General features: G+C 75.5%; 12 protein-coding genes. 6 read left to right on the plus strand and 6 right to left on the minus strand.

Annotated elements, in window-relative coordinates; all coding sequences use genetic code 11:
- Positions 1-95: 95 nt before the first annotated feature.
- Positions 96-902, minus strand: coding sequence for a glycerophosphodiester phosphodiesterase family protein (locus HH311_RS24140; RefSeq protein ID WP_312030367.1), 807 nt, complete (start codon positions 900-902; stop codon positions 96-98).
- A 258-nt stretch (positions 903-1,160) separates the two neighbouring features.
- On the opposite strand from HH311_RS24140, the gene HH311_RS24145 reads away from it, so the two are divergent.
- Positions 1,161-1,913 carry a hypothetical protein gene (locus HH311_RS24145; RefSeq protein WP_169186239.1) on the plus strand — a complete coding sequence of 251 codons (753 nt, stop codon included), beginning with the start codon at positions 1,161-1,163 and terminating at the stop codon, positions 1,911-1,913.
- A 78-nt stretch (positions 1,914-1,991) separates the two neighbouring features.
- Here the strand turns inward: HH311_RS24145 and ligD are convergent, their stop codons facing one another.
- Positions 1,992-3,407 (minus strand): non-homologous end-joining DNA ligase, encoded by a 1,416-nt coding sequence (gene ligD, locus HH311_RS24150; protein WP_248293008.1) that lies wholly within the window; start codon positions 3,405-3,407, stop codon positions 1,992-1,994.
- A gap of 154 nt (positions 3,408-3,561) precedes the next feature.
- On the opposite strand from ligD, the gene HH311_RS24160 reads away from it, so the two are divergent.
- Complete coding sequence (locus HH311_RS24160) at positions 3,562-4,971, plus strand: FAD-binding oxidoreductase (RefSeq protein ID WP_169186240.1); 1,410 nt, start codon at positions 3,562-3,564, stop codon at positions 4,969-4,971.
- Positions 4,972-4,999: 28 nt separating this feature from the next.
- A complete protein-coding gene (locus tag HH311_RS24165; RefSeq protein ID WP_169186241.1) occupies positions 5,000-6,241 on the plus strand; it encodes a cyclopropane-fatty-acyl-phospholipid synthase family protein in 1,242 nt (413 codons plus the stop codon).
- Between the two features lie 28 nt (positions 6,242-6,269).
- Here HH311_RS24165 and HH311_RS32830 read toward each other — a convergent pair whose 3' ends face one another.
- Entirely contained in the window at positions 6,270-7,169 is a 900-nt protein-coding gene (locus tag HH311_RS32830; RefSeq protein WP_169186242.1) for a sigma-70 family RNA polymerase sigma factor, read from the minus strand.
- On the minus strand, positions 7,166-7,765 hold the full coding sequence (locus tag HH311_RS33550) for a hypothetical protein (protein ID WP_169186243.1): 600 nt from the start codon (positions 7,763-7,765) through the stop codon (positions 7,166-7,168). The genes HH311_RS32830 and HH311_RS33550 overlap by 4 nt, the downstream gene beginning before the upstream one ends.
- A gap of 488 nt (positions 7,766-8,253) precedes the next feature.
- Here HH311_RS33550 and HH311_RS24180 point away from each other — a divergent pair, with 488 nt between their 5' ends.
- Entirely contained in the window at positions 8,254-8,694 is a 441-nt protein-coding gene (locus tag HH311_RS24180; RefSeq protein ID WP_169186244.1) for a hypothetical protein, read from the plus strand.
- Positions 8,691-9,191, plus strand: coding sequence for a hypothetical protein (locus tag HH311_RS24185; protein WP_169186245.1), 501 nt, complete (start codon positions 8,691-8,693; stop codon positions 9,189-9,191). The genes HH311_RS24180 and HH311_RS24185 overlap by 4 nt, the downstream gene beginning before the upstream one ends.
- Here HH311_RS24185 and HH311_RS24190 read toward each other — a convergent pair.
- Positions 9,166-10,077 (minus strand): alpha/beta fold hydrolase, encoded by a 912-nt coding sequence (locus HH311_RS24190; RefSeq protein ID WP_169186246.1) that lies wholly within the window; start codon positions 10,075-10,077, stop codon positions 9,166-9,168. The two genes, HH311_RS24185 and HH311_RS24190, sit on opposite strands and share 26 nt — an antisense overlap.
- 12 nt (positions 10,078-10,089) lie before the next feature.
- Positions 10,090-11,115: an aldo/keto reductase gene (locus HH311_RS24195; protein ID WP_169186247.1), complete on the minus strand. Its 1,026-nt coding sequence runs from the start codon at positions 11,113-11,115 to the stop codon at positions 10,090-10,092.
- 71 nt (positions 11,116-11,186) lie between these two features.
- On the opposite strand from HH311_RS24195, the gene HH311_RS24200 reads away from it, so the two are divergent.
- Positions 11,187-11,588 (plus strand): aldehyde dehydrogenase family protein (locus HH311_RS24200; protein WP_169186248.1); only part of this gene is annotated, 402 nt, incomplete at its 3' end.

Consider the following 11,588-nt stretch of genomic DNA (forward strand, 5'->3'; position numbering starts at 1 on the left):
TCGTGACCCGTCTCACGCCTCCCGGCGCGCGGACGATCCCGACCCCTGGCACACATCGATGTGTTCATCCAGGTGTTACCCGAGGTCAGGACAGATCACACCGCCGGCGGCGCGCCCTCCCACGCGCCGCGCACCGCGAGGACGTCGCGGAGCAGGTCCGGCCGGTCGGTCATCAGGCCGTCGACGCCCAGGTCGAGGAGCCGGTGCATCTCCGCGGCCCGGTCGATGGTCCAGACGTGGATCTCGAGTCCGGCCTCGTGGGCGGCCCGCACGCTGGTGGCGTCGACGACCGGCAGCCCGCCGAACCGGACCGGCAGCTGGGCGAGGTCACCGGCGACCGGGACGCGGCGGGAGAGCGGCCCCGGGAGCACCGAGCGGGTGCGCAGCGAGAGGGCGGCACGGGCGGACACGCCGGTGACGACCCGGTCGCCGAACCGCCGCCGCACCGCCCGCAGCCGTCCCTCGTCGGTGCTCGCCACGGCGACCCGCTCCGCGACGTCGTCGCGCTCGAGGAGCTCGAGCATCGGCCGCAGCGTGCCCGGCGACTTGAGGTCGACGTTGAACCGCGTGTCCGGCAGGGCCTCGAGCGCCTCCTCCAGACGGGGCAGCTTCTCCCGGCCGCGCACCCGCACCGGCGCGAGCTCGGCCCAGTCCATCGCGCGGAGCACGCCCGGGTGACCCGCCACCCGGCGCAGCGTCGCGTCGTGGTGGACGACGAGCACCCCGTCCCGCGTGGCGTGCACGTCGGTCTCGACGTAGGCGTAGCCCTCGTCGCGCGCGCGGAGGAACGCCGCCAGGGTGTTCTCCAGTCCCGCGAGCTCGCCGACGTGCCAGCCCCGGTGCGCGAAGGCCCGGGGTCGAGGGGCGGCCAGGTACGGATGGGTGCGCGCCACCGGGATCACGAGCCGCAGTGTGCATGACGACGGCGTCGCGCGGGTCGCCACGCCGCGGCCGTCACGCGATCCCGGACTCCGCTCCGCAGCAGCGCGGCCGCCGTCCGGGGGAGATCCCGTCGCCCGTTCGCCAGGGCACGGTGACGACACGCCGTGATCACGGGGACACCACGGTGATCAGGCGTCACCCGCCGGCCACCTTGGGGGGATACGTACACATGGAGTAGTGTCCGTTCGGTCACGAGCCAAGGTGGACACGGGGGACGGATGGCGCGGTCGCGGCACGGGCGCACGGGGGGTGGGTCCTCGCCGGCCGGCTCCGGGCTGCCCTCGTGGGCCCAGCGCCACCTCGACGAGGCCGGCGAGCCCGGCCTCGACGCCGCCGCCGCCGCCCCGAGGCACCACCGCCGGGCCGCGGCCGAGCCGAGTCGGCTGCGCGGCTGGGGCGTCGCGATCGTCTCCGTGGCGGCCGCCGTGGGCGCGGTGCCGCTGGCGATCTCGTCGCTGGCCAACGACCACTCGGACGACCCACTCCCCAAGGTCGACACCTACACGGCCGGCTCGCCGGGCCCGTTGCAGGTCGGTGGGGGAGCCGCGCGCCCCGACCGCGGCCGGCCGGCGCCCGACCGGGCCGGGACCGACCCGTCGACCGCCGGGGTGCTCGACGCCCCGCCCGCGGCTCCGGCCGGTGGTGCGCAGGGCGCGGCCGCTCCGGCGTTCGCCGCCCCGCTGCCCGCGGCCGTGGTCCGGCCGACCCCGCGGGTCCTCCCGCCGACCACCACGACGACCACCACGAAGACGACGACGCCGACGACCGAGGGCCGCTCGGCCACCAAGCCGCCGACGAAGCCGACGAAGTCGTCCTCGAACCCGCCGAAGTCCTCCTCGAAGCCGCCGAAGTCCTCCGGGGGCGGGTCCGACGACGACGGCGGGTCGCAGCAGTCCGGAGGCCTGCTCACCAACACGGTCAAGGGCGTCGGCAACACGGTCACCGGGGTGACGGGTTCGCTCGGTCTCTGACGCGTCGGCCCGGGGGAACGGCCACCGAGTGGACCCCGAGGGCTCGCCCGGCAGCCGTGGAGGTCCACTCGGCGAGGCTCAGGGGAGCGGTGCCCCCTCCTGCAGGGCCGCCGCGTACAGGTCCCCGTGCTCGGCGATCCGCGCGAGGACCTCCTCGGGCGAGAACACCAGCTCGTCCGGGTCGGTGCATGTCTCGACCTCGGCCCACGTCAGCGGGGTGGAGACCGTGGGCGCGCCGTGGGCCGACCGCGCGCGCAACGAGTAGGGCGCGACCGTGGTCTTGGCGGTGTTGTTCTGGCTCCAGTCGACGAACACCTTGCCGGGCCGGCGGTCCTTGGCCATCACCGCGGTGACGGCGTCCGGGGTCTCGCGGGCGAGTGCCTCGGCGAGCCGCTTGGCGTAGGCCGAGGTCGCCGCCGGGTCGCCGTCGGGGCCGAGCGCGACCGGCGCCGTCATCTGCATGCCCTTGGAGCCGCTGGTCTTCACGCTCGCCACGAGCCCGTCGGCGTCGAACCGGTCGCGGATGCGGCAGGCCACGGCGGCGCACTCGAGCAGCCCGGTGCCGGGGCCCGGGTCCAGGTCGACCACGAGCTCGTCGGGCGGGAGCGGGTGGTCCTCGGCGTCGACGCGCCACTGCGGCACGTGCAGCTCGAGCACGGCGAGGTTGGCGAGGTACACCAGCGCCGCGAGCTCCTCGACGACGACGAACGACGCGCTGGAGCTCCCGCGCGAGGAACCGGGGGTGGGGACGACGACGGTCCGCAACCAGGACGGGGCGTTGCGGCCCGCGTTCTTCTCGTAGAAGGACTCGCCGTCGATGCCGTCGGGGAAGCGGCGCAGCGTGAGCGGCCGGCCGGCGAGGTGGGGGAGCAGGGTGTCGGCGACGCGGGCGTAGTAGTCGACGACGGCGTTCTTCGGCGTCCCCGGGTAGAGCTCCTTGTCGAGGTTGGAGAGCTTGAGGGTCCGGCCGCCCACCGAGACCCGCGGGGACTGGACGTCGCGGGCCGACCGCTCCGTCGGCGTGGTCCCGTCGTCGACCCGACGGGTGACGAGCCAGTCCTTGGGGTCTTCGTTGCGGGCCGGCCGGAAGAACACGAAGCGCCCGTCGACCCGCTCACCCCGCAGGGTGACCGCGACCTCGTCGTCGCTCCACTTCTCCGTCTCGTAGGTCCCGGAGTCCCAGACGGTCATGCTGCCGCCGCCGTACTCGCCCTGCGGGATGTCGCCGTGGAAGTCGAGGTACTCGAGCGGGTGGTCCTCGGTGTGCACGGCCAGGCGCGGGGTCCCGGGCCGCTCGGGCAGCCCCTTGGGCACCGCCCAGCACACCAGGACCCCACCGCGCTCGAGGCGCACGTCGTAGTGCAGGCGCCGGGCGTGGTGCTCCTGGACCACGAAGCGCCCGCCGGCGTCGGTGTCGGATCCGCCGACTTCGCCGAACGGCTCCGGCGTGCGCCCGGGATCGCGTTTCGCCCGGTACGTCCCGAGTTCGCCCATCCGGTTCCTCCCGTCGGTGTCCGCCGTGTGCCCTCACGGTGAAGGATCCCACTGCCGAGCCCGGTGCCACCCGTCCGACACGGGCATACGCTGCTGACCCGGACGGCCGAACGGCGCCGGGGTACCGACGCCACGTGAGCGAGGGGTGTCGGGGATGACGGTGGCTCGCAGCGCCGCACACGAGCAGGCCGTGGCGGCGGCGCGCGCGCGGCTGGCGGCGCTCCCGTCCGACGCCCCGGTACGGCTGAAGAAGCGCACGTCGAACCTGTTCCGGTTCCGCGACGGACGCGGCGGGCTGGAGGTCGATGGGCTCGACCGCGTGCTGCACGTCGACCCGGAGGCGCGCACCGCCGACGTCGGGGGCATGACCACCTACGAGGACCTCGTCGCGGCCACGCTGCCGCACGGGCTGATGCCGCTCGTGGTCCCGCAGCTCAAGACGATCACCCTCGGCGGCGCCGTCGTCGGCCTGGGGATCGAGTCGACGTCGTTCCGGGACGGCCTCCCGCACGAGTCGGTGCTCTCGGCCGACGTCCTCACCGGCGCGGGCGAGATCGTCACGGCGGCCCCGGACAACGACGCGGCCGACCTCTGGGCCGGGCTCGCCAACTCCTACGGGACGTTGGGCTACGCGGTGGCCCTGCGCATCGAGCTCGCGCCCGTGCAGCCGTTCGTGCGGCTGCGCCACGTCCGGTTCGACGACGCGGCCTCGCTCGCCAAGGCCGTCGAGGTCATCGCCGTCGAGCACGCCTACGACGGCGAGGCGGTCGACGTCGTCGACGGCACCGTCTTCGGCCCCACCGAGACCGCCTCCGGGCGGGCCGAGCAGTACCTCACCCTCGGCCGGATGGTCTCCGAGGCCCCGTCGCTCTCGGACTACACCGGCCAGGACGTCTACTACCGCTCGATCCCGCGGCTGGCCGACGCCGCCCCGGACGGCGTCGGCGTCGACCACCTGAGCATCCACGACTACCTCTGGCGCTGGGACACCGACTGGTTCTGGTGCTCCCGCGCCCTCGGCGCCCAGCACCCCGCGGTGCGCCGGCTGTGGCCCGGGCGGTACCGCCGCTCGGACGTCTACCGCCGCCTCGTCGCGCTCGACCGGCGCCTCGGGCTCTCCGAGCGCATCCAGACCCGGGTGACCGGTGCGGCGGGCGTGGAGCCGATCATCCAGGACGTCGAGGTGCCGGTGGAGCGGCTGGCGGAGTTCCTCGACTTCTTCCACCGTGAGATCGGCATCTCGCCGGTGTGGGTGTGCCCGCTGCGGCTGCGCGGGCACCAGACCTGGCCGCTCTACCCGCTCGAGCCGGACCGGACGTACGTCAACGTCGGGTTCTGGTCGGACGCCCTCCTGCAGCCCGGGATGGCGCGCGACCACCACAACCGGCTCATCGAGCGGACGCTCATGGAGCTCGAGGGGCACAAATCGCTGTACTCCACGGCGAGCTACACCCGCGAGGAGTTCGACGCCCTCTACGGCGGAGCGGCGTACCGCGGGCTCAAGGCCCGCTACGACCCGGCGGGACGCCTACCGGATCTCTACACCAAGTGCGTCACCGGCTGACGCCGTCCATCACGAGCAAGGAGGAGTCGTGGGAGTCGCCGAGCTGTTCCGGCCGGTGCTGGGCCCGGAAGCCCCGATCACCGTCCACGCCTACGACGGGAGCGTCTCGGAGCCGGCCGGCGGCGGCTCCGTCGCGACCGTCGACATCCGCAGCGAGACCGCGCTGGCCTACCTCGCCGGGTCGCCCAACACCCTGGGGCTGGCGCGGGCGTACGTGTCCGGGCACCTCGACGTCGACGGTGACCTCTACGAGGCGCTGACCGCGATGGGCGAGCTGACGGTCTCCGACGTGTCGGCCGCGACCCTGGCGAGGACCGCGCTGCGCCTGGCTCCGGTCCGCTTCCGCCACCGCCACCTCGCGCCGCCGCCCCAGGAGCACCGCCAGCACGGCTGGATGCACTCGAAGGCCCGCGACGCCGACGCGATCGCCCACCACTACGACGTCTCGAACCGCTTCTACGAGCTGGTGCTCGGCCCGTCGATGGCCTACACCTGCGCGGCCTACCCCGGCGAGACGTCGTCGCTGGAGGAGGCGCAGTTCGCCAAGCACGCGCTGGTCGCCGACAAGCTGGCCCTGGAGCCGGGGATGCGCCTGCTCGACGTCGGGTGCGGCTGGGGACAGATGTCGATGCACGCCGCCGAGCAGCACGGGGTGCGGGCCCTCGGCGTCACGCTGTCGCGGGACCAGGCGCTCTGGGCGCAGAAGGAGGTCGCGCGCCGGGGCCTGTCCGACCTCGTCGAGATCCGGCACGGCGACTACCGCGACGTCACCGAGGACGGGTTCGACGCGGTGAGCTCGATCGGCCTCACCGAGCACATCGGGCGCTCGCAGCTGAAGTCGTACTTCTCGTTCCTCTACGCGAAGCTGCGCCCCGGCGGCCGGCTGCTCAACCACTGCATCACCCGGCCCGACGCCCACCACCGCGCGCACGCCGACCCGTTCATCAACCGCTACGTGTTCCCCGACGGCGAGCTGCTCCCGATCGGGCACCTCGTCTCGCGGATGAACGGGGCGGGCTTCGAGATCCGCCACGAGGAGAACCTCCGCGAGCACTACTCGAAGACGCTCAAGGCGTGGACGGCCAACCTCGAGGCCAACTGGGACGAGTGCGTCGCCGAGGCCGGGGAGGGCCGGGCGCGCGTCTGGAAGCTGTACATGCCGGCCTGCGCGGTCGGGTTCGACATGGACAACATCCAGCTCCACCAGGTGCTCGGCGTGAAGCTCGACGACCTCGGCCGGTCCGGGTTCCCGCTGCGCCCCGCCTACTGAGGTCCCGGGCCGCCGACGACGACTCGGCCTACTGGGAGCCACGGCCGCCGCGGTGGTTCCGCGCGGCCACGGCCATGCGCGCGTCCTCGGCGTCGAGCCGGCGCTGGTGCTCCGCGCGGTCGGTGACGCCGACCGGCCCCGAGCGGGGGTCGGTGTCGCCGCCGCGGGCGACGACCTCGACGTGGGCGTCGGCCATCGCGAGCAGGCGGTCCAGCACCACGTCCCCGGTGCGCGGGGCCGCCTGCCAGTCGGGCGCCGCCGGTCCCTCGGGGGGCGGGGCCGGGGCGCGACGGGGGCCGCGCGCGCCGCCACGGCGCCGGGGCGCCTCCTCGGCGGGAGCGGGCGGCGCGCCGCCCCGCTCGGTGATCAGCTGCCGCAGCCGGCCGAGGGCGCGGTGCTGGGCGACGCGGACGGCCCCGGCGGTCGACCCGACGGCCTCGGCGGTCTCCTCGGCGGAGAGGCCGACCACGACGCGCAGCCGCAGGATCTCCTGCTGCTTCTCCGGCAGCTCGGCCATGAGCGCCGCCATCTCGGTGGACTCGGCGAGGGCCATCGCGTGCTGCTCGGGCCCGTCGCGGAGGTCCTCGCTCTCGGGCACGTCGTCGGTGGGGTCCGAGCGGTCCCGGCCGGCGGCGCGGTGGGCGTCGACCACCTTGTGCTGGGCGATGCCGTAGACGAACGCGAGGAACGGCCGGCCCTGGTCCTGGTAGCCCGGCAGGGCCCGCAGCACCGCGACGCAGACCTCCTGGGCGACGTCGTCGGGGGAGGCGTTGACCCGCTCGTAGCCGCCGAGCCGGCTGCGGCAGTACCGCACGACGAGGGGCCGCAGGATGCGCAGCAGGGTGTCCATCGCGCCGCGCTCGCCGGCGAGGGCGGAGGCGACGAGCCGGTCGAGGTCGCGGGGGTCGTTCCCCGGGGCGTCGCTCACCGGGCGTGCCTCCCGTCCGACCCGGGGTCGGGGTCGGCCGCCGCGGCGGCCTCGACGACCGCCGCCCACTGCCGCATCGCGTCGACGAGCCGCGGGGTCAGCTCGGCCTCGCCGAGGCCGAGCTCGGGGGCGACCTGCGCGTCGGGGACGCCGAGCCAGCGCAGGACGGCGAGGTCGCGGGCGAGCGGGTCGAGGTGCACGAGGGCCCGCAACGGGCGCGCCTCGTCGGCGGCGAGCAGCCGCCACGGGTCCGGGTGGCGCCAGGCGGGCTCGAACGAGCGCGCGGCCAGCACCGAGCGGGCGGCGGGCGGCTGGGCCGGGCGGGCGCGGCGGTCCCGCTCCGGGCCGTGGCTGCCGAGACCGCGGGCGGTCCGCGTCACCTGCAGCGTCAGCTCCACCACGCGCACGTCCTCGCCGGCCGGGCCGAACGTCGCCCAGCGATCGTGCATCGAGGCCCGGGTGAGCAGGAACAGGTCGTGCGGCGGGGCCCCGTAGGCGTGGCCGAGGACGGTGACGAGCACCTGGAGGAAGGCGTCGTGGCGGCGGAGGAACTCGACCGCCGGGTGCTCCTCCGGGTCGGCGTGCTGAGAGGTCACGCCGCCCCCCGGCGGCGCGCCGGCGACGCCGACGATCCCGTGTCCTGTTCCACCCGTCCGACCACCCGTTGCCCCGACCCCCCCAGACGTGATCACCTGCTGCGGACCGCACGGCCCGCGGTGATCACTCGACGTCGACGGCGGGCCCCGATCGGACGTGTCGCCCGCGGAGCAGCCGCCACGCCGTCGTGTGACCCCACCGTGACCGAGCGGGGCGCGGTTCGGGAAGGCCCCCGTCGACCGGCGGCCCGTCGCGTCGCCTCAGTGGCGCCTCCAGCGGCCGGTCGGGTGGTCCCGCGCCATGCGACCGGTCACCGCGTCACGACGAACGGTGGGCGGTCCGCCCGAACACCACGATCAGCACAGCCCGGACGGTGTCCCAGATTAGGCTGTTCGGCGTAACGCGACGGCTCCAGCAGCCCGGATCTCCCGGAACGGCCACGACGGGGGAGGGCCGCGCCCCAGGATCCCCGGGAGAGGGAGGTGCCATGCCACGACCGGGCCGGCCGCGCGGTGCGGCGCTCCTGCTGACCGCGCTGCTCGCGGCGCTCGTCGTCGCCGGCGTCGTCCTCGGGGTGGTGGACGCCCGGGCCGCCGCCCGCGGCGCCGACGAGGCCACCGCGGTGGACGCGGTGCGCACCCACCTCACCGAGCTCGTCGCGGCCCCTTCCTCGTCGACCGCCCGCACCCAGGCCCTCGACGGCGCGACGGGGGCGTGGCGGGCGCGCCTGGAGCAGGGTGGGGTCCCGGCCGCGTCGTCCGTCGTCGTGCGCGCCGTCGGCCTGGAGTCCCTCGACGGCGACACCGCCCGCGTGGTCGCCGCGGCGCGACTGGACGACGGGAGCGGGCAGCGGGCCTGGCGGGTCGACGCGGCGCTCGTCCGGCAGGACGGCCGGTGGCTGGTCGACGACCTGGCGGAGGTCCCGTGACCCGGGCCGTGGTCGGCCGGCGGCGCACCGTCCTCGTCGTGCTCGGCGTCCTCGCGATCGCGGCGGCGGTCGTCGTCGGGCAGCTCGCGCACCGCGCGGTCGTCGCGGGGGAGACCGACGTGGCCGCGCGGGACGGCGCGGCGGCCGCGGCGGCACTCACCCCGGTGCTGCTGGGCTACGACTGGCGGACCGTCGACGCCGACGCCGAGCGCATCGACTCGGTCACCACCGGCCCCTTCGCCGCGCAGAACCACGCGATCGTCGCCGGCCTCGTCGTGCCGGCGGCGGTCGACGGGCACGCGACGTCCTCGGCCACGGTGTCCCGGGTCGGGGTGGTCACGGCGACCCCGGACCACGTCGAGACCGTCGTCCTCTACACCCAGACCACCGGCCGCGAGGGTGACCCGGCGCCGCGGCGCGACGCCCGCAGCGCGCGGGTGGTGCTCGAGCCCGGTGGCGACGGCCGGTGGCTCATCGCGGGGTTCGACGCCCTCTAGAGCCCGGTGCCGCCTCGTCGAGGAAGGCCGCGACCACCTCGGCGACCCGGTCGGGCGCCTCGAGCGGCAGGAAGTGGCCGGCCCCCGGGATCGCCACGACGCGCCCGGGCGGCAACAGTTCGGCGGCGAGCGCGCTCACCTCCGGGCGCACGCACCCGTCGTCGGTGCCGTAGAGGTAGAGCAGCGGGTGGGTCGGCAGGCCGAGCACCGCCCGCTCCTCGCGGCGGTACCGGGGCAGCTGCCGCCAGCGCTGGAGCCACGCGCGGTAGTAGCGCAGCGCGGCGGTGCGCCGGGCGGGGGAGTCGAGCGCGGCGAGGACGCGGGGCACCTCGGCGGAGGCGTCGTAGCCGGGGGACCAGTCGGCCCAGAGCCGCGGGACGAGCCGGGGGAGCGCCGCCTCGGAGACCCCGGGCAGCTGCTGGAAGAGCATGTACCAGCTCGCCCGCAGCTGGCGGGCGACGAGACCGACCCGCCGTCGCCGCAGCGCGACGGCCGCGAAGCCCAGCGGGGGCACGGCCATCGTCACCACCCGCGACCACAGCGCCGGGGCGTGGACCGCGGCGCCGTAGGCGGCCACGGCGCCCCAGTCGTGCCCGACCAGCAGCGCGGGGCGCCCGTCGCCGAGCGCGCGGCGCAGCGCCACGGCGTCGGCGACGAGCGCCCCGGACTGGTAGCTGCCGTCCGGGGCCAGCCCGGTGGGGGCGTAGCCGCGCAGGAACGGCGCGACCACCCGGTACCCGCGGTCGGCGAGGACGGGCGCGAGGTGGCGCCAGGACCACGCCGTGTCCGGGTAGCCGTGCAGCAGGACCGCGAGCGGCCCGTCGTCGGGACCCGTCGTCAGGTACGCGACGTCGAGCCCGCCCAGCCGGAGGTGCTGCGTGTCCACCCGGACACCTGATCACTCCCGGCCGGAGGAGATCCAGTCGTCGGCGGAGAAGCTGAAGTTCCGGCTCCCGACGACGAGGTCGGCGGCGGCGTCGAGCCGGGCCTTCTGGTCGGCGGACAGGGCGAGCCCGACGGCCCCGGCGTTCTCGACGACGCGCTCCGCGGAGCGGGTGCCGGGGATCGGCACCGTCGGGACGCCGAAGGCCGCGCCCTGGGCGTACACCCACGCCAGGGCGACCTGGGCGGGCGTCGCACCGAGCTCGCCGGCGACCTCCCGGACGACCTCGACGACCTTCTGGTTGGCGTCGAAGTGCTCGGTGAACCGGGGCTGGCGGGCGAGGGCCGTCGAGGCGACGCGCTCCGCGGTCACGGTGCCGGTGAGGAAGCCGCGGCCGAGCGGGCTGTAGGGCACGAACCCGACGCCGAGCTGGACCGCGCGCGGCACGACGTTCGCCTCGACGTCGCGGGACCAGATGCTCCACTCGCTCTGCACCGCGGCGATCGGGTGCACCGCGGCGGCCTCGGCGAGCTCGGGCCCGGTGACCTCGGAGAGCCCGAGGTGGCGGACCTTGCCCTCCGCGACGAGCTCGCCCATCGCGGCGACGGTCTCGGTGATCGGCAGGTCGAGCTGGCGGCGGTGCATGTAGTAGAGGTCGATGGTCTCGACGCCGAGGCGGCGCAGCGAGGCCTCGCAGGCGGCGCGGACGTACTCGCGGTCGCCGCGGGTCCCCGCGCCGGCGCCGACGACGCCGGTGATGCCGAACTTGGTGGCGAGCTGCACCTCGTCGCGGCGGTCGGCCAGGACGCGGGCGAGCAGCTCCTCGTTGGTGCCCGACGGGCCGGTCGTGCCCTCACGGGGCGTGCCGTAGACGTCGGCGGTGTCGAGGAAGGTGACGCCGGCGTCGAGCGCGGCGTGCAGCGTGCGCACGGCCTGGTCGGGGTCGGTGGTGCCGTAGACGTCGGAGAGCGCCATGGCGCCGAAGCCGAGGGCGCTGACGTCGAGCCCGTCACCCAGGGCGACGGTCGGGAGGCTGGTCATGGGACCGACGCTAGGGATTCGAGCGCGCTCGAACGCAAGCACGACGCCGCCCGGGTCGTCACACTCGGGGGATGGACACCCTGCACCACTGGGCCGGCGGCGCTGCGCTGAAGTCGACGGGGGATCGGTACGGCGACGTCACCGACCCGGCCACGGGCGAGGTCCGGCGCCAGGTGGCGTTCGCGACCGAGGCCGACGTCGAGGCGGTGATCACCGCGGCGGCCCGCGCCTGGCCGTCCTGGCGTGAGACGTCGCTGACCGCGCGCACGCAGATCCTGTTCCGGTTCCGGGAGCTGCTCAACGCCCGGGCCTCCGAGCTCGCGGAGATCCTCACCGCGGAGCACGGCAAGGTCCTCTCCGACGCCGCGGGGGAGGTGGCGCGGGGGCAGGAGGTGGTGGAGTTCGCGTGCGGGATGCCGCACCTGCTCAAGGGCTCGGCCACCGAGAACGCCTCCACCGGGATCGACGTGTCC

Source organism: Actinomycetospora sp. TBRC 11914 (assembly GCF_012933465.1).
Lineage (GTDB): Bacteria > Actinomycetota > Actinomycetes > Mycobacteriales > Pseudonocardiaceae > Actinomycetospora.